Genomic DNA, 23,343 nt, shown 5'->3' with positions numbered 1-23,343 from the left:
CACGTGTCAATGGCGGGCTTGGGCCGGGCAGAATGACAGGCCATGAGCGCCGAGCAACTCGCCGTCGATCCGGTTACCGCGGCGCGACGCCTGCTCGGCGCCACGTTGTACGGCCGCGACGTGGTCGCCACCGTGGTGGAGGTCGAGGCCTACGGCGGGCCGCCGTCGGGGCCCTGGCCGGACGCGGCAGCGCACTCGTTCCGCGGTCCGACGCCGCGAAGTGCAGTGATGTTCGGTCCGGCCGGCCACCTGTACACCTACCGCAGTCACGGAATTCACGTGTGCGCCAACGTCGTCTGCGGTACCGACGGGGTAGCGGGTGCCGTCTTGCTCCGGGCGGCCCGCGTCGTCGACGGCGGTGCTGTCGCCGGGGTACGCAGGCGGGCCGGCGTTGCGCCTGCCGCGCTCGCCCGTGGGCCGGGGAATCTGTGTGAAGCCTTGGGAATCACCTTGGCGGACAACGGTATTGATCTCATGGATCGCCGATCTCCGGTCCGGCTGGAGTTGAATGCGCCGCAGGGCGGGCACGCCGGGCCGCGCGTCGGCGTCAGCCAGGCTGCCGACCGGCCCTGGCGGTTCTGGTCGCCCGGCACCCCCGAGGTGTCGAACTACCGGCGCAGTCCCCGGGCGCCCGTACCGGGTGCCAGCGACTGATGACAGCCCGTGACCTGCAATAGGGGAAGATCAACGTCGTGAGTACTGGCATCCTCGATGAACTGGACTGGCGCGGGCTGATCGCGCAATCGACCGACCGCGAAGCGCTCGCCGCCGCAACCACGGACGGACCGCTCACCGTGTACGCCGGCTTCGATCCGACCGCGCCCAGCCTGCACGCCGGCCACCTGGTTCCTCTGCTCACGCTGCGGCGATTCCAGCAGGCCGGGCACCGGCCCATCGTGTTGGCGGGCGGTGCGACCGGCCTGATCGGCGATCCTCGGGACAACGGCGAGCGCACCATGAACACCGCCGACACCGTCGCCGACTGGGCTGAACGGATCCGCGGTCAGCTGGAGCGATTCGTCGAGTTCAACGACTCCGGCAACGGTGCGATCGTCGAGAACAACTTGTCCTGGACCGGGCCGATGTCGGCCATCGAATTCTTGCGTGACGTGGGCAAACACTTCTCGGTCAACGTCATGCTCGACCGCGACACCATCAGACGGCGGCTTGAGGGCGAGGGCATCTCGTACACCGAGTTCAGCTACATGCTCCTGCAGGCCAACGACTTCGTCGAACTGCACAAGAAGCACGGTTGCAGCCTGCAGATCGGTGGCTCCGACCAGTGGGGAAACATCATCGCCGGCGTCCGCCTGGTGCGCCAGAAGCTGGGTGCGACCGCACATGCGCTGACGGTTCCGCTGGTCACCTCGGCCGACGGCAAGAAGTTCGGTAAGTCGACCGGTGGCGGCAATCTGTGGCTCGACCCTGAGCTGACCAGCCCATATGCCTGGTACCAGTACTTCGTGAACACAGCCGACGCCGATGTCGTCAGGTACCTGCACTGGTTCACCTTCCTGTCCGCCGACGAACTCACCGAGCTGGCGACCGCAACGGCGGAGCGTGCCCACGAACGAGCTGCCCAACGTCGGCTGGCCCGGGAATTGACGACGTTGGTGCACGGCCAGGCCGCGACCGACGCGGTCGAATTGGCCAGTCAGGCCCTGTTCGGCCGCGCCGAACTTACGGATCTCGATGAGTCGACGCTGGCGGCGGCGCTGACCGAGGCCAGCAATGGCCAGGTCGCGGAGCTGGCACCGGGTGGTCCCGACGGGATCACCGACCTGCTGGTTGCGACGGGTCTGTCCAAGAGTCGCGGGGAAGCACGCCGAACGGTCGCCGAAGGTGGCGTCTACGTGAACAACGCACGGGTGGAAAGCGACGAGTGGGTACCACAGCCGACCGATTTTCTGGGTGATCGCTGGCTGGTGTTGCGGCGTGGCAAGCGCCACATTGCCGGGGTTCAGCGGGTTACGGCCCCGACCAGGGGGAATGACCCCCGGTGACCAGGGGAAACGGCCTTCTGACCTGGCGATTTGACTCGCTGTTAGCCCTGCCGTAACTTATTCCAGGTCAGAGCGACACGGACAAGCGCCGGAGAGCGAAGACCAAATCCGAGAGTAACACCCATTAAGTTGGGAGTTCCTCACTGCCCGCACACCGATCGCGGCTTTTAGCCGCGGGTTTGTTGCGCGGTCAGGCCGGGCGTGTTGTTTGAGAACTCAATAGTGTGTTTGGTGGTTTTTGTTTGTTGTTTTTTGACTGCACTCCGTGTTTTCCCGTTTGTGGGGTGTGGTTGTTGTTTTTTTGATGCCAGTTTTTGGTGTCTTTTGTTTGTGATCGGATTTTTCTGATTCGAATTCCACCTGGCCTTTTGGGGTTGGGTTGTTTTTGTTTGGAGAGTTTGATCCTGGCTCAGGACGAACGCTGGCGGCGTGCTTAACACATGCAAGTCGAACGGAAAGGCCCTTCGGGGTACTCGAGTGGCGAACGGGTGAGTAACACGTGGGTGATCTGCCCTGCACTTTGGGATAAGCCTGGGAAACTGGGTCTAATACCGAATAGGACTACGCTCTTCATGGGGTGTGGTGGAAAGCTTTTGCGGTGTGGGATGGGCCCGCGGCCTATCAGCTTGTTGGTGGGGTAATGGCCTACCAAGGCGACGACGGGTAGCCGGCCTGAGAGGGTGACCGGCCACACTGGGACTGAGATACGGCCCAGACTCCTACGGGAGGCAGCAGTGGGGAATATTGCACAATGGGCGCAAGCCTGATGCAGCGACGCCGCGTGAGGATGACGGCCTTCGGGTTGTAAACCTCTTTCACCAGGGACGAAGCGCAAGTGACGGTACCTGGAGAAGAAGCACCGGCCAACTACGTGCCAGCAGCCGCGGTAATACGTAGGGTGCGAGCGTTGTCCGGAATTACTGGGCGTAAAGAGCTCGTAGGTGGTTTGTCGCGTTGTTCGTGAAAACTCACAACTCAATTGTGGGCGTGCGGGCGATACGGGCAGACTAGAGTACTGCAGGGGAGACTGGAATTCCTGGTGTAGCGGTGGAATGCGCAGATATCAGGAGGAACACCGGTGGCGAAGGCGGGTCTCTGGGCAGTAACTGACGCTGAGGAGCGAAAGCGTGGGGAGCGAACAGGATTAGATACCCTGGTAGTCCACGCCGTAAACGGTGGGTACTAGGTGTGGGTTCCTTCCTTGGGATCCGTGCCGTAGCTAACGCATTAAGTACCCCGCCTGGGGAGTACGGCCGCAAGGCTAAAACTCAAAGGAATTGACGGGGGCCCGCACAAGCGGCGGAGCATGTGGATTAATTCGATGCAACGCGAAGAACCTTACCTGGGTTTGACATGCACAGGACGCTGGTAGAGATATCAGTTCCCTTGTGGCCTGTGTGCAGGTGGTGCATGGCTGTCGTCAGCTCGTGTCGTGAGATGTTGGGTTAAGTCCCGCAACGAGCGCAACCCTTGTCCTATGTTGCCAGCGGGTTATGCCGGGGACTCGTAGGAGACTGCCGGGGTCAACTCGGAGGAAGGTGGGGATGACGTCAAGTCATCATGCCCCTTATGTCCAGGGCTTCACACATGCTACAATGGCCGGTACAAAGGGCTGCGATGCCGTGAGGTGGAGCGAATCCTTTCAAAGCCGGTCTCAGTTCGGATCGGGGTCTGCAACTCGACCCCGTGAAGTCGGAGTCGCTAGTAATCGCAGATCAGCAACGCTGCGGTGAATACGTTCCCGGGCCTTGTACACACCGCCCGTCACGTCATGAAAGTCGGTAACACCCGAAGCCGGTGGCCTAACCCTTGTGGAGGGAGCCGTCGAAGGTGGGATCGGCGATTGGGACGAAGTCGTAACAAGGTAGCCGTACCGGAAGGTGCGGCTGGATCACCTCCTTTCTAAGGAGCACCATTTATCGATTCCCCCGTGCCGGCAATAGTGTCGGGGTTCATGGTTGGGAGATGGCCGGCGCCTGTAGTGGGTTGTTCGGTGGGTGCATACAACAAACGTTCGTCCCGGTGGAAAGCCTTGGGGCGTGAAGATTGCCGAACACACTGTTGGGTCCTGAGACAACAGGCCCGTTCGCTTCCTCTCTTTGTGGGTGGGAGACATCGTCCCGTTGGGGATGGTGGGGGTTGTTGTTGCCTCACCGGTTTTGGTGGTGGGGTGTGGTGTTTGACTTGTGGATAGTGGTTGCGAGCATCTAATGCGCAGCGAATGGTTGCCGGCGGCTTTCGGGTCGTTGGTTTCTTGTTCTGTTGTGTGTTGATGTGCAATTTTGATTCTTGTTTTCAATTGGTTTTTTGTGTCGTAAGTGTTTAAGGGCGCATGGTGGATGCCTTGGCATCAGAGGCCGATGAAGGACGTAGGAGGCTGCGATAAGCCTCGGGGAGCTGCCAACCGAGCGTTGATCCGAGGATGTCCGAATGGGGAAACCCAGCACGAGTGATGTCGTGTTACCCACGCCTGAATATATAGGGTGTGGGAGGTAACGCGGGGAAGTGAAACATCTCAGTACCCGTAGGAAGAGAAAACAATTGTGATTCCGTGAGTAGTGGCGAGCGAAAGCGGATGAGGCTAAACCGTATGCATGTGATACCGGGTAGGGGTTGTGTGTGCGGGGTTGTGGGACCTATCTTTCCAGTTCTATCCGGCTGGAGGGCAGTAAGAAAATGTCGTGGTTAACGGAAGTGGCTTGGGATGGCCTGCCGTAGAGGGTGAGAGTCCCGTACGTGAAAACCCGATGTCTGCCTTGATGGTGTTCCCGAGTAGCAGCGGGCCCGTGAAATCTGCTGTGAATCTGCCGAGACCACTCGGTAAGCCTAAATACCTTCTGATGACCGATAGCGGATTAGTACCGTGAGGGAATGGTGAAAAGTACCCCGGGAGGGGAGTGAAATAGTACCTGAAACCGTGTGCCTACAATCCGTCAGAGCCCTCGTTTACGTGGGGTGATGGCGTGCCTTTTGAAGAATGAGCCTGCGAGTCAGGGACATGTCGCGAGGTTAACCCGTGGGGGGTAGCCGTAGCGAAAGCGAGTCTGAATAGGGCGTATCCCATTATGGGTGTAGTGGCATGTTCTGGACCCGAAGCGGAGTGATCTACCCATGGCCAGGGTGAAGCGCGGGTAAGACCGCGTGGAGGCCCGAACCCACTTAGGTTGAAGACTGAGGGGATGAGCTGTGGGTAGGGGTGAAAGGCCAATCAAACTCCGTGATAGCTGGTTCTCCCCGAAATGCATTTAGGTGCAGCGTTGCGTGTTTCTTGCCGGAGGTAGAGCTACTGGATGGCCGATGGGCCTCACCAGGTTACTGACGTCAGCCAAACTCCGAATGCCGGTAAGACAAAAGCGTGGCAGTGAGACGGCGGGGGATAAGCTCCGTGCGTCGAGAGGGAAACAGCCCAGATCGCCGACTAAGGCCCCTAAGCGTGTGCTAAGTGGAAAAGGATGTGCAGTCGCGAAGACAACCAGGAGGTTGGCTTAGAAGCAGCCACCCTTGAAAGAGTGCGTAATAGCTCACTGGTCAAGTGATTGTGCGCCGATAATGTAGCGGGGCTCAAGCACACCGCCGAAGTCGCGGCATCCGCAAGGATGGGTAGGGGAGCGTCCTGCATCCGGTGAAGCAGCCGAGTGATCGAGTTGTGGAGGGTGTGGGAGTGAGAATGCAGGCATGAGTAGCGAATAGGCAAGTGAGAACCTTGCCCGCCGAAAGACCAAGGGTTCCTGGGGCAGGCCAGTCCGCCCAGGGTGAGTCGGGACCTAAGGCGAGGCCGACAGGCGTAGTCGATGGACAACGGGTTGATATTCCCGTACCCGTGTGTGTGCGTCCGTGATGAATCCATTGTGCTAACCATCCAAATGGCACGTGATGATCCTTTCGGGGATCACGTGTTGCCGGCTGCGTGGGACCCTGGTGGGTAGTAGTCAAGCGATGGGGTGACGCAGGAAGGTAGCCGTACCGGTCAGTGGTAATACCGGGTAAGCCTGTAGGGAGTCAGATAGGCAAATCCGTCTGACATATATCCTGAGAGGTGATGCATAGCCGAGTGAGGCGAATTCGGTGATCCTATGCTGCCAAGAAAAGCCTCTAGCGAGTGCACACATGGCCCGTACCCCAAACCAACACAGGTGGTCAGGTAGAGAATACTAAGGCGTACGAGTTAACTATGGTTAAGGAACTCGGCAAAATGCCCCCGTAACTTCGGGAGAAGGGGGACCCACATGGTGTGTAAGCCCTCGCGGCCCAAGCATGAGTGGGTGGCACAAACCAGTGAGAAGCGACTGTTTACTAAAAACACAGGTCCGTGCGAAGTCGCAAGACGATGTATACGGACTGACGCCTGCCCGGTGCTGGAAGGTTAAGAGGACCTGTTAACTCCTTCGGGGGTGAAGCGGAGAATTTAAGCCCCAGTAAACGGCGGTGGTAACTATAACCATCCTAAGGTAGCGAAATTCCTTGTCGGGTAAGTTCCGACCTGCACGAATGGCGTAACGACTTCTCAACTGTCTCAACCATAGACTCGGCGAAATTGCACTACGAGTAAAGATGCTCGTTACGCGCGGCAGGACGAAAAGACCCCGGGACCTTCACTACAACTTGGTATTGGAGTTCGGTACGGTTTGTGTAGGATAGGTGGGAGACTGTGAAGCGCACACGCCAGTGTGTGTGGAGTCGTTGTTGAAATACCACTCTGATCGTATTGGGCTTCTAACCTCGGACCATATATCTGGTCCAGGGACAGTGCCTGGTGGGTAGTTTAACTGGGGCGGTTGCCTCCTAAAATGTAACGGAGGCGCCCAAAGGTTCCCTCAACCTGGACGGCAATCAGGTGTTGAGTGTAAGTGCACAAGGGAGCTTGACTGCGAGACCTACAAGTCGAGCAGGGACGAAAGTCGGGACTAGTGATCCGGCACCCCCGAGTGGAAGGGGTGTCGCTCAACGGATAAAAGGTACCCCGGGGATAACAGGCTGATCTTCCCCAAGAGTCCATATCGACGGGATGGTTTGGCACCTCGATGTCGGCTCGTCGCATCCTGGGGCTGGAGCAGGTCCCAAGGGTTGGGCTGTTCGCCCATTAAAGCGGCACGCGAGCTGGGTTTAGAACGTCGTGAGACAGTTCGGTCTCTATCCGCCGCGCGCGTCAGAAACTTGAGGAAACCTGTCCCTAGTACGAGAGGACCGGGACGGACGAACCTCTGGTCTACCAGTTGTCCCACCAGGGGCACGGCTGGATAGCTACGTTCGGACAGGATAACCGCTGAAAGCATCTAAGCGGGAAACCTCTTCCAAGACCAGGTTTCTCACCCTTTTAGAGGGATAAGGCCCCCCGCAGACCACGGGATCGATAGACCAGACCTGCACACCCAGCAATGGGTTTAGGGAACTGGCACTAACCGGCCGAAAACTTACACACACCAAAAAACAACCAATTGTGTGTAAAACAAGACGAAGAACATTGCACATCGTGCCCGCAACCACATCCACGACAAAAGTCGAACAGACCACACCCCACCACCAAATAACACCCCCACAAAAGGGGGTGCCAAAAAACCGGTGGAGGCGTAATTAAATAGAGTTACGGCGGCAACAGCGGCAGGGAAACGCCCGGTCCCATCCCGAACCCGGAAGCTAAGCCTGCCAGCGCCGATGATACTGCCCTGCACGGGCGGAAAAGTAGGACACCGCCGAACACAAATTAGGAATCACCCCCCACATTTATGTGGGGGGTGATTCTATTTGAGGAATTTCTATTTCTCGGCGCGGAAACGGGCCCCGAGAAGGCAGCGGATCTGTTCGTTGCCGGCGATCGGATCGCGAGTTTTGCGGCTGGGGGCCGTATTCTGACCTGAGGTTTCGTAGGAAAGGTTCCAGTGGTCGACAACAGGCAGGGCGGCGATCGTCGCCCCTCGCGCAGAGACGACGGCGACGCACGGCGGGGACAGCGGCCTCAGCGTGACCGTACGCAGGCACCGCGACGGCCGGGCTCCGATCGGAACGGCCGGCCGCCTCAGTTCCGTGACGCTGACACGAACGCGGACCGGCCGTCTGGTCCCAGGCTGCCCGATGATGTCGAAGCCAAGCAGCTGTCGCCCGAGGTGCGTCGTGAGCTGACGACCCTCGACAAGGCGACCGCCGACTACGTGGCCAAGCATCTGGTCATGGCCGGCGACCTACTCGAGGAAGATCCGGAAGCGGCACTCGAGCACGCACGTGCGGCACGGCACCGGGCTTCGCGTATCGCGGCGATTCGCGAAGCCGTCGGTATCGCGGCCTATCACAGTGGTGATTGGGCGCAGGCGCTCTCTGAACTGCGAGCCGCCCGCCGGATGGGAAGCAAGTCACCGCTGTTGGCCCTCATCGCCGACTGCGAGCGCGGGGTCGGCCGTCCGGAGCGCGCCATCGAACTGGGTCGCAGCCCCGAAGCCGAGCAGCTCACCGGTGACGACGCCGACGAGCTGAAGATCGTGCTCGCCGGTGCGCGCTGCGACCTCGGTCAGCCGGCACAGGCGCTCGCGTTGCTGCAGAACCCCCCGCTGGATTCCACGCGGACCGGACAGACCGCGGCGCGGTTGTTCTATGTGTATGCCGAGACGCTGCTGGCCCTCGACCGCACCAACGACGCACTCCAGTGGTTCCTGCATGCCGCGGCCGCGGATCTGGAAGGCGTCACGGACGCCGAGGACCGCGTCGCCGAATTGGGCTGACGTGACGACGCTGGCTCAGCTGCACGACTGTCTGCTCCTGGATCTCGACGGCACGGTGTTCCGTGGTCATGAGGCCACGGAAGGAGCGGTGGACGCCCTTGCCGCGGTGACAGCGCGCAAGCTCTACGTCACCAACAACGCGTCACGAAGCCCGGTCGAGGTGGCGGATCACCTCGACGCGCTCGGGTTCTCCGCCCATGCCGACGATGTGGTGACCAGCGCCCAGAGTGCGGCGCACCTGTTGGCGCTGCAGCTTCCCGTGGGAGCAAAGGTCCTGGTCATCGGGACGGATGCGCTGGCTGCCGAGGTCGCCAATGTCGGCCTGCGGCCGGTGCGGCAGTTCACTGACGGTCCGGTCGCGGTCGTGCAGGGCCATTCGCCGCAGACCGGTTGGGCCGACCTCGCCGAGGCGGCGCTGACCATCCGAGCAGGTGGCCTTTGGGTGGCGGCGAACAGCGACAAGACGCTGCCGTCGGAGCGCGGGTTGCTGCCGGGGAACGGTTCGATGGTCGCCGCTCTGCAGACCGCCACCGAACAGGTCCCGCAGGTCGCCGGTAAGCCCCAGCCGACGCTGATGAACGACGCCCTGGCGCGCGGCCGGTATGCGGCTCCGCTGGTCGTCGGGGACCGGCTCGATACCGACATTGCGGGGGCGAATGCCGCCGGTCTGCCGAGCCTGATGGTGCTGACCGGGGTCAGCAGCGCCGCCGACATGGTGCATGCCATCCCCGCGGAGCGTCCCGGCTACCTGGCGCCTGATCTGCGCTCGTTGACCACGTCGGCAGACGTGCTGCGGGTCGGGCCGCACCCCGCGTGGCGGGTCGAGGTGTCCGGCGCCGGAGTCACCGTGCACGCCACGGGTGCGTCCGTCGATGACGAGCTGTCGGTGGTCCGGGCGACGGCCGGCGCCCTGTGGGCCGGCACGCCCAATGGGCGGACGCGTATCGCGGCCGGCGACGACACGGCACGTGCAGCATTGGATCGGTGGTCGCTGCTCGACGCCGCCGATCCGCTAGCGTGAACATCGCTATGAGTACCGATCCTGACCAGATCCGCGAAGACATCGCGGTCCTGCTGTCCCACCTGCCGGATCTGTCCGGCGAAGGTGACGAGACCCCGGATCTCGAGGCGGTCGCGGCGGGTCTGGACCACGCCCACAATCTGCTGGTCCGGGCCCTGGAATCGGTCGAGAAGGGCTGATCGCACGTGACGCGACGCGCACGTGTTGATGCTGAACTCGTCCGCCGGGGGCTGGCCCGGTCTCGTCAACAGGCTGCTGAACTGATCGAGGCCGGCCGCGTGACCATCGACGGCATGCGGGCGTCCAAGGCATCGACGGCCGTCACTCCCGCGGCCAATCTCCTGGTCGCCGAATCTGCCGAACGCAGCTGGGTATCCCGTGGTGCGCACAAGCTGATCGGGGCCCTCGACGCGTTCGGGGTCTCGCCCGAGGGCCGGCGCTGCCTGGATGCCGGAGCGTCCACCGGGGGATTCACCGAGGTGCTGCTCGACCGTGGTGCCCGCGAAATCGTCGCGGCCGACGTCGGGTACGGCCAGTTGGCCTGGTCGCTGCGGTCCGACGAACGCGTCATCGTCATGGAGCGCACGAACGTCCGGGAGCTGACGGCCGAGGCCATCGGGGGACCTGTCGATCTGGTGGTGGCCGATCTTTCCTTCATCTCGCTGGCGACCGTCCTACCGGCACTGACCGCATGCGCGTCGGCCCAAGCCGATATCGTTCCCATGGTGAAGCCGCAGTTCGAGGTGGGCAAGGATCGAGTCGGAGCCGGTGGCGTGGTTTCCGACCCCGAACTGCGCGCCGATGCCGTGTTGACGGTGGCGCGGCGCGCCGCGGAACTCGGCTGGCACGCGGTCGACGTCACAGCCAGCCCGCTGCCCGGCCCGTCCGGCAACGTTGAGTACTTCCTGCGTTTGCGGACCACCACTGATCACCCGCTGGAGGGCGACGCGCTCGTCGCCGCCGTCGGTCGTGCGGTAGCCGAGGGGCCGCAGTGACACGTGAACGGACCGTGCTGCTGGTGATCCACACCGGCCGCGATGAAGCCACCGATACCGCGACCCGCGTGGAAAAAGTGCTGGGCGACAACGGAATCGGTTTGCGGGTGCTTGCCGCCGAGGCCGTCGACCGCGGTGCTCTGCACCTGGCGCCGGACCACATGCGGGCACTGGGTGTCGACATCACGGTCGTCGATCCCGACCAGCACGCGGCCGACGGCTGCGAACTGGTGCTGGTACTCGGCGGCGACGGCACCTTCCTGCGGGCGGCGGAACTGGCCCGCAATGCCGAGATTCCGGTGGTCGGGGTGAACCTCGGGCACATCGGTTTCCTGGCGGAAGCGGAAGCCGAGGCCATCGACCAGGTGCTCGAGCGCATCATCGACCGCGACTACCGGGTCGAAAAGCGGATGACTCTCGATATCGGGGTGCGGGTTGACGGTGAGATCGTGCAACGCGGTTGGGCGCTCAACGAAGCGAGTCTGGAGAAGAGCAGCCGGTTCGGTGTGCTGAGTGTGGTGCTGGAGGTCGACGGCCGTCCGGTGTCGGCGTTCGGTTGTGACGGTGTGCTGGTCTCGGCGCCTACCGGGTCGACGGCCTATGCCTTCTCCGCGGGCGGCCCGATCCTGTGGCCGGACCTCGAAGCAATCCTGGTGGTACCCAACAATGCTCACGCGCTGTTCGCCCGTCCGATGGTGACCAGCCCCGACGCATCGATCGCGATCGAGGTCGAAGCGGGCAACAATGACGCCATGGTGTTCTGCGATGGCCGTCGCCAGATGGTGGTCCCGGCCGGCGGCCGGCTGGAGGTCACGCGCTGTGATGTCTCGCTGAAATGGGTTCGGCTCGACAGCGCCCCGTTCTCCGACCGTTTGGTGCGCAAATTCCGGTTGCCGGTGAAAGGGTGGCGCGGCCAGTAATGCTGACCGAGATTCGCATCGAGGCGCTCGGCGCCATCAGTGCGGCCACTGCCGAATTCGGCCGTGGCCTGACTGTGCTGACCGGCGAGACCGGTACGGGTAAGACGATGGTGGTCACCAGCCTGCATCTGCTGGGCGGCGCACGTGCCGATCCCAGCCGGGTGCGCTCCGGCTCTGCCCGGGCTGTCGTCGAAGGTCGTTTCACCACAACGGAACTCGGTGACGGCGTGTCCGAACGGGTCGACGAGATTCTGGAAGCTTCCGGTGCCGACCGTGACGACGACGGCAGCGTCATCGCCGCGCGGTCGGTGAGCAAGGACGGGCCGTCACGGGCGTTCCTGGGTGGTCGGAGCGTGCCGGCGAAATCGTTGGCGACGTTCACCACCGAATTGCTGGCCCTGCACGGGCAGAACGACCAGCTGCGGCTGATGCGCCCCGACGAGCAGCGCGGCGCGCTCGACCGCTACGTCGACGTGACCGGGCTGCTGGCGAAGTACCGCAAGCTCCGTGACGAATGGCTCACCGCTCGAAGAGATTTGATCGACCGGCGGCGGCGGGCGCGGGATCTCGCGATGGAAGCCGACCGGCTGCAGTTCGGGCTGAACGAGATCGACACCGTGGCACCGGAAGCCGGCGAGGACGACGCGTTGGTGGCCGACATCCGCCGGTTGTCCGAACTGGATGCGCTGCGGGACGCGGCGCAGACGGCCCGTGCCGCGCTGTCGGGTGAGCTCGGCGACGGCCCCTCGGACGACGCCGCATCGGCACTCGATGCCGCGGCACAGGCCAAGTCGGTGTTGTCGGCGACGGACGACTCGGCGCTGCGCGCGCTCGGTGACCGGCTGAGTGAGGCGCTGGCGGTGCTCGGCGACGTGTCCGGTGAGCTCGGTGACTACCTGTCCGAGTTGCCCAGTGACGCAAGTACTTTGGAAACAAAACTGGCTCGTCAGGCCGAGCTGCGCAACCTCACCCGCAAGTACGCCGCGGATATCGACGGGGTGTTGCAGTGGGCTGCCGACGCCCGGCAGCGGCTGTCTTCGCTCGACGTCTCCGAAGAGGCGCTGGCTGAACTGCAGAAGCAGGTCGACGAACGGCACGACAAGGTCGTGCTCGCCGCCGCCGAGGTCACCAAGGCACGTACCAAGGCAGCGAAGTCCCTGGCGAAGGCGGTGACCGCCGAGCTCGCGGGGCTGGCGATGGGCGGGGCCGGCTTCAGCATCGCGGTGTCGCCGCTGGAGGCGCGCGCCGACGACAGCGCACCGCTGACCTTGCCGGACGGCACTGCCGTACATGCGGGCCATGACGGCGTCGACGCCGTCGAGTTCGGTTTCACGCCGCACAGCGGTTCTGACGTGCTGCCGCTGGCCAAGAGTGCATCGGGCGGTGAGTTGTCGCGCGTGATGCTGGCGCTCGAAGTGGTGCTGGTCGCATCGCGCACGAATTCGGTGGGCACCACGATGGTGTTCGACGAGGTCGATGCCGGTGTCGGTGGCCGCGCCGCGGTGCAGATCGGCAAGCGGCTGGCGCGCCTGGCTCGCACGCATCAGGTCATCGTCGTGACCCACCTGCCGCAGGTCGCGGCCTACGGTGACGTGCATCTGGTGGTGGAGAGCGGCCCGAAGTCGAGCAGGGTGGTCCGCCTCGAAGATGACGACCGGGTCGCCGAGTTGGCCCGCATGCTGGCCGGGCTCGGCGACACCGACAGTGGTCGCGCGCATGCCCGCGAGCTGTTGGCGGCGGCGCAGCAGGAGCATGCCGCGCCGTAGTGTCAGGTGGGGTTGGCGGGCGAGAGCTCGGCGTGGCCCCACCGCAGCGGGCTGGCGTCGGTCAGCTCGATCACCTCATCGACGGTGAACTCCACTGAACCCTGCCGGCCCGGGCCGCCGCCGTCCCAGACGATCTCGGCGGTGCCGGTGAGCTGGAGGGTGGTCCCGGTGTCCCAGTCGGGGATCAGCAGTCCGCAACGGGAATTGGCGCTGATGTTGCCCAACGTCATGAACATCGAGTTGCCGCGGTAGTCCGGCCACCGCAGCCGGTTCGGCGAAAGTACTTGCAGGAAGCCCGGATTGCCACCGCGGTGCGACGCGTCGGCGTGCCCCTCAGGGTCGGCCGATCCGATGAAGAAGGTGTCGGCGCGAGAAATCATCTGCTGTGTCCGCTCATCGAGTACCTCGGCGCGCCGAACAGCCGGCTCGGGCCCGTCGGCGTCCACCAATTCGATGTGTCTGCGTGAGATGTACTTCGGGCAGTTCGAGTACACCTGGTCCGGGTGGATGCGCAGCCCGTGCTCGGTTGGCTGGGCGGTGCCGTTCACCCGCATGCGGCGCCGGCTCTGCGGTTCGATCGCGATCATGCCGACCTGTTGGTCCGGCCGGCGGAAGACATTGTGCAGCGGGTCGCCGGGGACGGGCAGGGCGTCGACGGCGATGGTCTGGTCGTCGGCGTGCACGAACCCGGCGGCGCCGGTGACCAAACCGGCCCACACGCGGCCCGCGTCGTCGGTCGCGGCCAGCACGACCATCGGCTGCTCGACCAGGAAGGCCGCCGCCGCGGCTGGAATCTGCCTGCGGATCATCCGGCCGACGCGGGCAGCGATCTCCGCCTGACCCATGCGCCGCTGCACTGCCAGCTCCCCGGCGTGGTAGGCGTTCATGGCGCGGCTCAGAAGAATCCGCAGGTGGGGGCGGCACCACTGGGCGCCGGCGCACTCTCGGCACCGTTCGGTGCGTAGATCTCCAGCCGGATACCGTCGGGGTCGGTGAAGAAAATGCCACCCGAGGCCGCACCCTCGCCGTGTGCCACCACGCCATCGTGGGCGAACGCCACGCCCAGGTCTTTGAGCGCCGACTCCACGTTCTGCACCTGCTCGATGGTGTCGACCTGGAACGACAGGTGGTGCAGCCCGGGAGTCCGGGTGGAGAACGCACCGTCACTCTGCTCCCACAAGGTCAGCCGCAGGGTGCCGTCGGAGCCCAGAAAGGCGTACCGGTGCTCGCCCTCGTCGTTGATGCCGAGCTGTTCGAAACCCAAAGCGCGCCGGTAGAACTCGACCGAACGCGACAGGTTGGTGACGTTGAGCCCGACATGGCCGGGGGCGAGCTTGGCTGTGATGGCGGTGGTCATCGGTTCCTCCGTTGTAACTAGTTAAGTGATATTTGAAGGTTAGAATCGGTGACGCAGCGTGTCAACCATCAAAATGAAGATTGATGGTTAGGGGACCGTCGGGAGGCTGTTGATGCAGGAGAGGCGGTTAATCTCAGCTATGCGTGATCCGCGGCCGCATGTCGGCGAACCCCTCGCGCTGGATCTGCTGAACACTCGGTGGATGTCGGCGGACGGGCCACAGGATCTGCTGACCGACGTGGCTGGGCTCCGGTGTTGGCTGGTGGCCAACGATCTCGGCGACCGCTGTGGCGCCGATGAGAAGACCCGCGCGGCCCTGGTTCAGGCCCGTGAGGCGGTCTTGCGGGTGGTCTTGGAGCGTTCAAGCGGTTCCGCCGATCAGCTCAACGCCGTCCTCGACCAGGGTCGCATCCGGCGGACCCTCGCCGATTCCGGGCCGCGCGACGACGTGGAGGTGCCGCGATCTGAATGGCTGCCCGGCTGGCTCGCCGCCGACAACCTGCTGCAACTGCTGGCCGAGTCGGCCGGCCGGATCAAGCAATGCGCACATCCGCATTGCGTGCTCTGGTTCTTCGACACCTCGAAGAACGGCACCCGGCGGTGGCACTCGATGACGACCTGTGGCAACCGCGCCAAGGCGGCTCGGCACTATGCGGCGAAGCGAGATTGAGACCGATTGGCTGTTACAGATGTGACAAAAGAAAACTTCTGAGGCTGTTGTTACGGCGCGCCTCCACCTCTACTTGAGGGTTCGTCGACAGAATCGACGCATGAAGATGGCTGCGCTGCTCACCCGAAATGCCGGACCGAAGCCGGGCGTGACTGGAACCGCCCGCGTAGACCGTGACATCGACCGACTGCTGCGCCGCGTCGGTCCGGGGGACATCGTCATCCTCGACGCGCTCGACCTCGACCGCATCACCGCCGACGCGCTGGTGGAGGCCGAGGTCGCCGCGGTCGTCAACGCGTCGTCGTCCATCTCGGGCCGCTACCCGAACCTGGGACCGGAAGTGCTTGTCGCCAACGGGGTTACGTTGATCGACGAGACTGGCCCGGACGTCTTCAAGAAGGTCAAGGACGGCGCCAAGGTGCGGCTGCACAACGGCGGCATCTACAACGGCGACCGCCGCCTGGTCCTCGGCAACGAACGCAGCGACGAGCAGATTCACGAGATGATGCACGAGGCCAAGAGCGGCCTGGTCGCGCATCTGGAAGCCTTCGCCGGCAACACCATCGAGTTCATCCGCAGCGAGAGCCCGCTGCTGATCGACGGCATGGGCATCCCCGACATCGACGTCGACGTGAATCGCCGGCATGTCGTGGTCGTCACCGACGACCCCAGTGCGGAGGGTGACCTGAAGGCCATCAAGCCGTTCATCAAGGAGTACCAGCCGGTGCTCGTCGGTGTCGGTGCCGGCGCGGACACGCTGCGCAAAGCCGGCTACCGGCCGGCGCTGATCGTCGGTGACCCCGAGGAGATGAGCGCCGACGTGTTGCGGTCGGGCGCCCAGGTGGTGCTGCCCGCCGACGCCGACGGCCATGCCAAAGGACTTGAGCGCATTCAGGATCTGGGCGTCGGTGCCATGACCTTCCCGGCCGCCGGCTCGGCGGCGGACCTGGCGCTGCTGCTCGTCGACCACCACGGTGCCGCGCTGATCGTCACCGCCGGCCACCGTGCCAACATCGAAGAGTTCTTCGACCGCACCCGGCAGTCGAGCACCCCCTCGACGTTCCTGACCCGCCTGAAGGTGGGGGAGAAGCTGGTCGACGCGAAAGCTGTTGCGACGCTGTACCGCAGCCGGGTGTCCGGCGGCGCCATCGCGCTGCTGGTGCTGGCGATGCTGGTGGCCGTCATCGTCGCGCTGTACGTCGCGCGCGCCGACGCGACTGTCCTGCACCTGGCGACCGACTACTGGAACCGCTTCCTGCTGTGGGCCCAGGGACTGGTGAGCTAGCCGGACGATGATTTCCCTACGCTCGCATGCGATCTCGCTGGCCGCGGTGTTCCTGGCGCTGGCCATCGGGGTGATGCTCGGTTCCGGTCTGTTGTCCAACACGCTGCTGTCCGGATTGCGTGACGACAAACACGAGTTGCAGAACCAGATCAACACCCTCACCGACGAGAAGAACGCACTGAACCAGAAGCTCAGTGCGGCAGGCGAGTTCGACGCCCAGATGTCACCGCGCATGGTGCGCGACGCGCTGGCGGGGAAGTCTGTCGTGGTGTTCCGCACGCCCGACGCTGCCACTGACGATGTCGACTCGGCCGCGAAACTGGTTGCGGCCGCCGGCGGTTCGGTGACCGGCACCATCGCGCTCACCCAGCAGTTCGTGGACGCCAACGCCTCGGAGAAGCTGCTGTCGGTGGTGAATTCGCCGATCGTGCCGGCAGGGCGTCAGCTGAGCACCCGCAGCGTCGATCAGGGGTCGCAGGCCGGTGACCTGCTGGGCATCACGCTGCTGCGTGACCGCAACCCGGCGGTGCTGCCCGTGGACGACATGCAGCGCGACACCGTGCTGGCCACCCTGCGTGACACCGGCTTCATCACCTACGGCAGTCAGCGCGTCGGGGTCGCCGACACGGCGCTGATCGTCACCGGCGGCGCGCTGGGTGACGACGCCGGCAACCGCGGTGCCACGGTGGCCCGACTGGCCTCGGGCCTGGCTCCGCGCGGTACGGGCACGTTGGTGGCGGGCCGGGACGGCTGTGCCTCGGGTACGGCGGCGGTGGCGGTCGTGCGCTCCGACGCCGGACTGTCCGGTGCGGTCGGCACCGTCGATGACATCAACACTCAGGCCGGCCGGATCACCGCCGTCCTGGCGTTGCAGCAGTTGATCTCCGGCGGCCATCCGGCGCAGCTCGGCATCGGTCGCGGTGCGAGCTCGGTGACCGTCCTGCAGTAATCCGGGTCGTGGCGACCGTCACCGGCGCGTCAGTCCCGGCTCGCGCCGGTCGGTGATAGGGTGAAACTCCGTGGGTCGGCAGGCCCCAGGTAGCTCGACCGCTACCGTGCCCCATCACCACGGAGGTCATTCTTGGCATCGCTACGCAGGCACCCTCAGGCCGCCACGAAGCACATTTTCGTCAGCGGCGGTGTCGCTTCTTCGCTCGGTAAGGGTCTGACCGCCAGCAGTCTGGGCCAGTTGCTCACCGCGCGTGGCTTGCACGTGACGATGCAGAAGCTGGACCCGTACCTCAACGTCGATCCCGGCACCATGAACCCGTTCCAGCACGGCGAGGTGTTCGTGACCGAGGACGGCGCCGAGACCGACCTGGATATCGGCCATTACGAGCGGTTCCTGGACCGCAACCTGTCGCGTTCGGCGAACGTCACCACCGGCCAGGTGTACTCGGAGGTCATCGCCAAGGAGCGCCGCGGTGACTACCTCGGCGACACCGTCCAGGTGATCCCGCACATCACCGACGAGATCAAGAGCCGCATCCTCGAGATGGCGCTGCCCGACGCCAAGGGCAAGCGCCCCGACGTGGTCATCACCGAAATCGGTGGCACCGTAGGCGATATCGAGTCGCAGCCGTTCCTCGAAGCCGCCCGTCAGGTTCGGCACGACGTCGGCCGCGAGAACGTCTTCTTCCTGCATGTGTCGCTGGTGCCGTACCTGGCGCCCTCGGGCGAGCTCAAGACCAAGCCCACGCAGCACTCGGTGGCCGCCCTGCGCAGCATCGGTATCACCCCGGACGCGCTGATCCTGCGCTGCGACCGGGACGTGCCGGAGCCGCTGAAGAACAAGATCGCGCTGATGTGCGACGTCGACATCGACGGCGTCATCTCGACGCCGGATGCTCCGTCCATCTACGACATCCCCAAGGTGCTGCACCGCGAGGAACTCGACGCGTACGTGGTGCGCCGGCTCAACCTGCCGTTCCGCGACGTGGACTGGTCCGAGTGGGACGACCTGCTCCGCCGGGTGCACGAGCCCAAGGAGACGGTGCGAATCGCCCTGGTGGGCAAGTACATCGACCTGTCCGACGCCTACCTGTCAGTGGCCGAGGCGCTGCGTGCCGGTGGGTTCGCCCACCACTCGAAGGTCGAGATCCGCTGGGTCGCGTCCGATGATTGTGAGACCGACCAGGGTGCGGCGGCCGCGCTCGGTGACGTGCACGGCGTGCTGATCCCGGGCGGCTTCGGCATCCGCGGTATCGAGGGCAAGCTCGGCGCGATCAGCTATGCCCGTCGTCAGCGGCTGCCGCTGCTGGGCCTATGCCTCGGGTTGCAGTGCATCGTGATCGAGGCCGCGCGGTCGGTGGGTATCACCGGCGCCAACTCGGCGGAGTTCGACGAGCACACGCCCGATCCGGTGATCGCCACCATGGCCGACCAGCGTGACGCGGTGGCCGGCGAAGCCGATCTCGGCGGCACCATGCGGCTCGGCGCGTATCCCGCCGTGCTGCAGGCAGATTCGATCGTGGCCAAGGCGTACGACGCCACCGAGGTGTCCGAGCGGCACCGGCACCGCTACGAGGTGAACAACGCCTACCGCGACCGCATCTCGGAGAGCGGGCTGAAGTTCTCCGGAACCTCACCGGACGGCCAGCTGGTCGAGTTCGTCGAGTACGACGCCGACCTGCACCCGTTCCTGGTCGGCACGCAGGCACACCCGGAGCTCAAGAGCCGCCCGACGCGTCCGCACCCGCTGTTCGCGGCGTTCATCGGAGCGGCACTGGACTACAAGGCCGCCGAACGGTTGCCCCTGGAGGAGATCGATTCCGAGGTGCACGGCGTCGGATCACATGCGGAGGGTTCGGACGATGACGCCGAGCAACTGCAAGAATCCCGTGGCTGAACACGATTTCGCCACGCTTTCGAGCGAAACCGTTTATGTAGGAAAGATTTTCGCGTTGCGGGCCGACGAGGTCGCTATGCCCGGTGGTGGTTCGGCTCGCCGTGAGGTGGTCGAACACTACGGGGCGGTCGCGATCGTCGCGCTCGACGAGGACGGGAACCTGGTACTGGTGTACCAATACCGTCATCCGATCGGGCGGCGGCTGTGGGAGCTGCCCGCCGGGCTGCTGGACATGGGCGACGAGGCTCCGCACCTCACCGCGGCGCGTGAACTCGAAGAGGAAACCGGCCTGGCCGCCGCATACTGGCAGCCGTTGATCGACGTCGACTCGGCGCCCGGATTCAGCGACGAGAGTGTGCGGATCTTCCTGGCCACCGGGCTGACCGAGATCGGCCGGCCGCACGCGCGCGATGAAGAGGCCGATCTGCAGATCGCGCGCGTCCCGCTCGCCGACGCGGTGCAGATGGTGTTCGATGGCGTGATCGTCAATGCCCTTGCGGTGGCCGGGATTCTCGCGGCCGCGCACCGGCCCGGCGAACTGCGCTCCCTCGACGCGCCGTGGATCGACCGGCCGACCGCACTGCGCACCCGGCGAGATCGGGGCTGATGACGGTGGCGGCTTCGGCGGCTGCGGCCTCAATGGGAGTCCGTTCTCGGCTCGAGGAGCAGGTTCAGGGCTACCTGAACCACCTCAGCATCGAGCGGGGCGTCGCGGCGAACACGCTGAGCTCCTATCGGCGTGACATCAAGCGGTACACCGCGCATCTGGCCAGCCGCGGCATCGATGATCTGGGCGCGGTCACCGAGACCGACGTCAGCGAGTTCCTGGTCGCGTTGCGACAAGGTGACCCGGAAAACGGCGTCGTCGCCTTGTCGTCGGTATCGGCCGCACGGGCCGTCATCGCGGTACGCGGGCTGCACAAGTTCGCCGCCGCCGAAGGCCTTACCGCCACCGATGTCGCGCGCAGCGTGAAGCCGCCGACACCGGGCCGTCGGCTGCCCAAGAGCCTCAGCTACGACGACGTGCTGGCCCTGCTCGACGGCGCCGGCGGCGACAGCGACGCCGACAATCCGCTGACGCTGCGCAACCGCGCCCTGCTGGAACTGCTGTATTCGACCGGCGCGCGCATCTCCGAGGCCGTGGGCCTCGATCGCGACGACGTCGACACCGAGTCCCGGTCGGTGATGCTGCACGGCAAGGGCGGCAAGCAGCGGCTGGTGCCGATCGGCCGGCCCGCCGTCACGGCACTGGACGCCTACCTGGTCCGGGGCCGTCCCGACCTGGCGCGCCGCGGCAAAGGCACGCCCGCGATCTTCCTGAACGCGCGCGGCGGCCGGTTGTCCCGGCAGAGCGCCTGGCAGGTGTTGCAGGACTCCGCCGAACGGGCCGGCATCACGGCGGCAGTCTCGCCGCACACCCTGCGGCACTCGTTCGCCACGCACCTGCTCGAAGGCGGCGCCGACGTGCGCGTCGTGCAGGAACTACTCGGCCACGCATCGGTCACCACGACGCAGATCTACACCCTGGTGACCGTCAGCGCCCTGCGTGAAGTGTGGGCCGGCGCGCACCCGCGCGCCAGATAAGGATGAGGGTTCGCCGGAGCTAGCATCCGGTGATGGCCTTCTACGACGTCGTCGAGACGACCGGCAAGGTGATCGATGCCGTCGGTGTCGCCGTGATCGTCGGCGGTGCGGTGATCGCCTTGGCCGCGACGATGGTCAGGGTGCGCGGCACTGAGGGCGAATCGGCGGGCGGCGTCTACGACGCGTTCCGCAGGCAGCTCGGCCGTTCGATCCTGCTTGGGCTCGAATTTCTGGTCGCGGCCGACATCATCCGGACCGTGGCCGTCACGCCGACCGCGCAGAGCGTCGCGGTGCTCGCCGGCATCGTCGCGATCCGAACCTTCCTGAGCTTCTCGCTGCAGGTCGAGATGACCGGTTCGTGGCCGTGGCAGCGCCCGGCCAAGCCGGTGGACGACCGTCAGCCCAAGTAGTCGGACTCGAGCACCAGGTCGGGCAGCGTCTTCTGGTACTCGACGTGGGTGGGGTGCTCCAGCGTGTGCCAGTGCTTGCCCTCCTGCTCCCGCATGTACGCGCGGTAGGCCGGCGCGCCGGGCACCTTGACGTTGTCGGCGACGACCACGGCGCCGTGGCGCAGCCAACCGCGCTCCATGATCGACGTCAGATCGTTGAGGTAGGCGGCCTTGTCGTGGTCGATGAACACGAAATCGAGATTGCCCGGGGCGAACCCATGCGCCGCAAGCCGGTCGAGCGTGATGCCGCCGTCGCCGATGGTGCCGACCACGCAGGTGATCCGGTCGGCGACCCCGGCGTGGGTCCAGATGCGGCGGGCGACCTCCGCGTTGTCCGCCGACAACTCGACGGTGAAGATGTGCGCGTCCGGGGCGGTGCGGGCCATCAAGAGCGCGCTGTAGCCGCAGTAGGTGCCCAGTTCGAGGATTCGTTCGGGGTGGGCCCGGATGACCGCGGATTCGAGGAGCAGGCCTTTTTCGTCGCCGACGTTGACCAGCATCGACTGTTCCCGCGCAAACGTATCGATGGTCGTGAGGACATCATCGACGTCACCGCGACGGGCATTTGCTTCCACATACGCCGCGGCGGCGGCCTCGCGGCCGTCACCCCACTGTCCCGTGTGGACGAATTTGCGCATCCCCAGCGCCATCCGGACGAACGACCACCGCTGCTTCCAGCTCATACCAGTCACATTAGGACAGCGGGTCTGCCATCGGCAGCGGCGTGGCACCGTTAAACTTGCCCGGATGTTCGCTATGGGAGTCACACCGCTGATCGGCGACGCATGACCGATGTCCCCACAGGCTTGGGAGGTCTGAGCCCGGTGGAGCCGGCTTCGTTGCCGCTCGATGTCGATGGCTCGTCCGGGCCCGCAGATCCCGAACCCGCGATCGGCCTGACCGGACGTCCCGCGCGACACATCCCCGAGCCCAAACCCAAGAGCGTGCACGGCCCGGCCAAGGTCATCGCGATGTGCAACCAGAAGGGTGGCGTCGGCAAGACCACGTCGACCATCAATCTGGGCGCCAGCCTGGCCGAATACGGCCGCCGGGTGCTGCTGGTCGACCTCGATCCGCAGGGCGCGCTGTCCGCAGGTCTCGGCGTGCCGCACTACGAGCTCGAGCACACCGTGCACAACCTGCTCATCGAACCGCGGGTGTCGATCGACGACGTGCTGATCAACACCCGGGTCAAGGGACTGGACCTGGTGCCCAGCAACATCGACCTGTCAGCCGCGGAGATTCAGCTGGTCAACGAGGTCGGCCGCGAGCAGACGCTGGCCCGCGCGCTGTATCCGGTGCTGGACCGCTACGACTACGTGCTCATCGACTGCCAGCCGTCCCTCGGGCTCCTCACGGTCAACGGTCTGGCCTGTGCCGACGGCGTGATCATCCCGACCGAGTGCGAGTTCTTCTCGCTGCGTGGCCTCGCGCTGCTCACCGACACCGTCGACAAGGTCCGCGACCGGCTGAACCCCAAACTCGACATCAGCGGCATCCTCATCACCCGCTACGACAACCGCACCGTCAACGCGCGTGAGGTCATGGCCCGGGTCGTGGAACGCTTCGGCGATCTGGTGTTCGACACCGTCATCAGTCGCACCGTGCGCTTCCCGGAGACCAGCGTCGCCGGTGAACCGATCACCACGTGGGCCCCGAAATCCGGTGGTGCCCAGGCGTACCGGGCGTTGGCGTGCGAGGTCATCGACCGGTTCGGCGCGTGATTGCCGAAGCC

The 23,343-nt window shown here is 64.9% G+C and carries 19 protein-coding genes and 3 rRNA genes; 19 read left to right on the top strand and 3 right to left on the bottom strand.

Annotated features, from left to right (window positions below; genetic code table 11):
- Window positions 1–42: 42 nt before the first annotated feature.
- The 11 genes from G6N59_RS04770 to recN all read left to right on the top strand — a co-directional run bounded on the left by G6N59_RS04770 (window position 43) and on the right by recN (window position 13,415).
- Window positions 43–654, top strand: coding sequence for a DNA-3-methyladenine glycosylase (locus G6N59_RS04770; protein WP_138231033.1), 612 nt, complete (start codon window positions 43–45; stop codon window positions 652–654).
- Between the two features lie 38 nt (window positions 655–692).
- Entirely contained in the window at window positions 693–2,003 is a 1,311-nt protein-coding gene (gene tyrS / locus G6N59_RS04765; RefSeq protein WP_138231032.1) for a tyrosine--tRNA ligase, read from the top strand.
- 386 nt (window positions 2,004–2,389) lie between these two features.
- A 16S ribosomal RNA gene (locus G6N59_RS04760) occupies window positions 2,390–3,905 on the top strand.
- A 410-nt stretch (window positions 3,906–4,315) separates the two neighbouring features.
- A 23S ribosomal RNA gene (locus tag G6N59_RS04755) occupies window positions 4,316–7,422 on the top strand.
- Between the two features lie 163 nt (window positions 7,423–7,585).
- Window positions 7,586–7,699 (top strand): 5S ribosomal RNA (rrf, locus tag G6N59_RS04750).
- Together the 16S, 23S and 5S rRNA genes form the textbook arrangement of a ribosomal RNA operon.
- A 180-nt stretch (window positions 7,700–7,879) precedes the next feature.
- Entirely contained in the window at window positions 7,880–8,713 is an 834-nt protein-coding gene (locus G6N59_RS04745; RefSeq protein ID WP_138231022.1) for a tetratricopeptide repeat protein, read from the top strand.
- A gap of 1 nt (window position 8,714) precedes the next feature.
- Window positions 8,715–9,734 (top strand): HAD-IIA family hydrolase, encoded by a 1,020-nt coding sequence (locus tag G6N59_RS04740; protein WP_138231021.1) that lies wholly within the window; start codon window positions 8,715–8,717, stop codon window positions 9,732–9,734.
- An 8-nt stretch (window positions 9,735–9,742) separates the two neighbouring features.
- Entirely contained in the window at window positions 9,743–9,913 is a 171-nt protein-coding gene (locus G6N59_RS30530; RefSeq protein WP_090562517.1) for a hypothetical protein, read from the top strand.
- Between the two features lie 6 nt (window positions 9,914–9,919).
- On the top strand, window positions 9,920–10,729 hold the full coding sequence (locus G6N59_RS04735) for a TlyA family RNA methyltransferase (RefSeq protein ID WP_138231020.1): 810 nt from the start codon (window positions 9,920–9,922) through the stop codon (window positions 10,727–10,729).
- Window positions 10,726–11,649, top strand: coding sequence for an NAD kinase (locus G6N59_RS04730; protein WP_138231019.1), 924 nt, complete (start codon window positions 10,726–10,728; stop codon window positions 11,647–11,649). Before G6N59_RS04735 ends, G6N59_RS04730 begins: the two co-directional genes overlap by 4 nt.
- A complete protein-coding gene (gene recN, locus G6N59_RS04725) occupies window positions 11,649–13,415 on the top strand; it encodes a DNA repair protein RecN (RefSeq protein ID WP_138231018.1) in 1,767 nt (588 codons plus the stop codon). Before G6N59_RS04730 ends, recN begins: the two co-directional genes overlap by 1 nt.
- A gap of 2 nt (window positions 13,416–13,417) precedes the next feature.
- Here the strand turns inward: recN and G6N59_RS04720 are convergent, their stop codons facing one another.
- On the bottom strand, window positions 13,418–14,302 hold the full coding sequence (locus tag G6N59_RS04720) for a pyridoxamine 5'-phosphate oxidase family protein (RefSeq protein WP_138231017.1): 885 nt from the start codon (window positions 14,300–14,302) through the stop codon (window positions 13,418–13,420).
- 8 nt (window positions 14,303–14,310) lie between these two features.
- Window positions 14,311–14,772 carry a VOC family protein gene (locus G6N59_RS04715; RefSeq protein WP_138231016.1) on the bottom strand — a complete coding sequence of 154 codons (462 nt, stop codon included), beginning with the start codon at window positions 14,770–14,772 and terminating at the stop codon, window positions 14,311–14,313.
- Between the two features lie 139 nt (window positions 14,773–14,911).
- Here G6N59_RS04715 and G6N59_RS04710 point away from each other — a divergent pair, with 139 nt between their 5' ends.
- The 7 genes from G6N59_RS04710 to G6N59_RS04680 all read left to right on the top strand — a co-directional run bounded on the left by G6N59_RS04710 (window position 14,912) and on the right by G6N59_RS04680 (window position 21,569).
- Complete coding sequence (locus G6N59_RS04710) at window positions 14,912–15,442, top strand: CGNR zinc finger domain-containing protein (RefSeq protein ID WP_138231015.1); 531 nt, start codon at window positions 14,912–14,914, stop codon at window positions 15,440–15,442.
- 100 nt (window positions 15,443–15,542) lie between these two features.
- Window positions 15,543–16,727 carry a putative cytokinetic ring protein SteA gene (gene steA / locus G6N59_RS04705; protein WP_138231014.1) on the top strand — a complete coding sequence of 395 codons (1,185 nt, stop codon included), beginning with the start codon at window positions 15,543–15,545 and terminating at the stop codon, window positions 16,725–16,727.
- Between the two features lie 7 nt (window positions 16,728–16,734).
- Window positions 16,735–17,676, top strand: coding sequence for a copper transporter (locus G6N59_RS04700; RefSeq protein ID WP_138231013.1), 942 nt, complete (start codon window positions 16,735–16,737; stop codon window positions 17,674–17,676).
- A 132-nt stretch (window positions 17,677–17,808) separates the two neighbouring features.
- Window positions 17,809–19,575, top strand: coding sequence for a CTP synthase (locus tag G6N59_RS04695; protein WP_138231012.1), 1,767 nt, complete (start codon window positions 17,809–17,811; stop codon window positions 19,573–19,575).
- On the top strand, window positions 19,568–20,182 hold the full coding sequence (locus G6N59_RS04690; protein WP_138231031.1) for an NUDIX domain-containing protein: 615 nt from the start codon (window positions 19,568–19,570) through the stop codon (window positions 20,180–20,182). The genes G6N59_RS04695 and G6N59_RS04690 overlap by 8 nt, the downstream gene beginning before the upstream one ends.
- Window positions 20,183–20,214: 32 nt before the next feature.
- Window positions 20,215–21,159, top strand: a complete 945-nt coding sequence (xerD, locus tag G6N59_RS04685) for a site-specific tyrosine recombinase XerD (RefSeq protein WP_138231030.1) — start codon at window positions 20,215–20,217, stop codon at window positions 21,157–21,159.
- A gap of 32 nt (window positions 21,160–21,191) precedes the next feature.
- A complete protein-coding gene (locus G6N59_RS04680; RefSeq protein WP_138231011.1) occupies window positions 21,192–21,569 on the top strand; it encodes a DUF1622 domain-containing protein in 378 nt (125 codons plus the stop codon).
- Here the strand turns inward: G6N59_RS04680 and G6N59_RS04675 are convergent.
- Window positions 21,557–22,291 carry an O-methyltransferase gene (locus G6N59_RS04675; RefSeq protein ID WP_138231010.1) on the bottom strand — a complete coding sequence of 245 codons (735 nt, stop codon included), beginning with the start codon at window positions 22,289–22,291 and terminating at the stop codon, window positions 21,557–21,559. The genes G6N59_RS04680 and G6N59_RS04675 overlap by 13 nt on opposite strands.
- Before the next feature lie 102 nt (window positions 22,292–22,393).
- On the opposite strand from G6N59_RS04675, the gene G6N59_RS04670 reads away from it, so the two are divergent.
- Window positions 22,394–23,332 carry a ParA family protein gene (locus G6N59_RS04670; RefSeq protein WP_138231009.1) on the top strand — a complete coding sequence of 313 codons (939 nt, stop codon included), beginning with the start codon at window positions 22,394–22,396 and terminating at the stop codon, window positions 23,330–23,332.
- Window positions 23,333–23,343: the final 11 nt, after the last annotated feature.

This window comes from Mycolicibacterium aubagnense (assembly GCF_010730955.1).
Lineage (GTDB): Bacteria > Actinomycetota > Actinomycetes > Mycobacteriales > Mycobacteriaceae > Mycobacterium > Mycobacterium aubagnense.
Note: the sequence above shows the minus strand (reverse complement) of the source record. Positions and strands in the feature narration are given on the sequence as shown.

Excerpts from the sequence above, each read along its gene's own strand:
- G6N59_RS04675 (WP_138231010.1), bottom strand. The coding sequence starts at position 22,291 with ATGAGCTGGAAGCAGCGGTGGTCGTTCGTCCGGATGGCGCTGGGGATG.
- G6N59_RS04715 (WP_138231016.1), bottom strand. The coding sequence starts at position 14,772 with ATGACCACCGCCATCACAGCCAAGCTCGCCCCCGGCCATGTCGGGCTC.
- steA (WP_138231014.1), top strand. The coding sequence starts at position 15,543 with ATGAAGATGGCTGCGCTGCTCACCCGAAATGCCGGACCGAAGCCGGGC.
- G6N59_RS04670 (WP_138231009.1), top strand. The coding sequence starts at position 22,394 with ATGACCGATGTCCCCACAGGCTTGGGAGGTCTGAGCCCGGTGGAGCCG.
- G6N59_RS04700 (WP_138231013.1), top strand. The coding sequence starts at position 16,735 with ATGATTTCCCTACGCTCGCATGCGATCTCGCTGGCCGCGGTGTTCCTG.
- G6N59_RS04720 (WP_138231017.1), bottom strand. The coding sequence starts at position 14,302 with ATGAACGCCTACCACGCCGGGGAGCTGGCAGTGCAGCGGCGCATGGGT.
- xerD (WP_138231030.1), top strand. The coding sequence starts at position 20,215 with ATGGGAGTCCGTTCTCGGCTCGAGGAGCAGGTTCAGGGCTACCTGAAC.
- G6N59_RS04680 (WP_138231011.1), top strand. The coding sequence starts at position 21,192 with ATGGCCTTCTACGACGTCGTCGAGACGACCGGCAAGGTGATCGATGCC.
- G6N59_RS30530 (WP_090562517.1), top strand. The coding sequence starts at position 9,743 with ATGAGTACCGATCCTGACCAGATCCGCGAAGACATCGCGGTCCTGCTG.
- recN (WP_138231018.1), top strand. The coding sequence starts at position 11,649 with ATGCTGACCGAGATTCGCATCGAGGCGCTCGGCGCCATCAGTGCGGCC.
- G6N59_RS04770 (WP_138231033.1), top strand. The coding sequence starts at position 43 with ATGAGCGCCGAGCAACTCGCCGTCGATCCGGTTACCGCGGCGCGACGC.
- G6N59_RS04710 (WP_138231015.1), top strand. The coding sequence starts at position 14,912 with ATGCGTGATCCGCGGCCGCATGTCGGCGAACCCCTCGCGCTGGATCTG.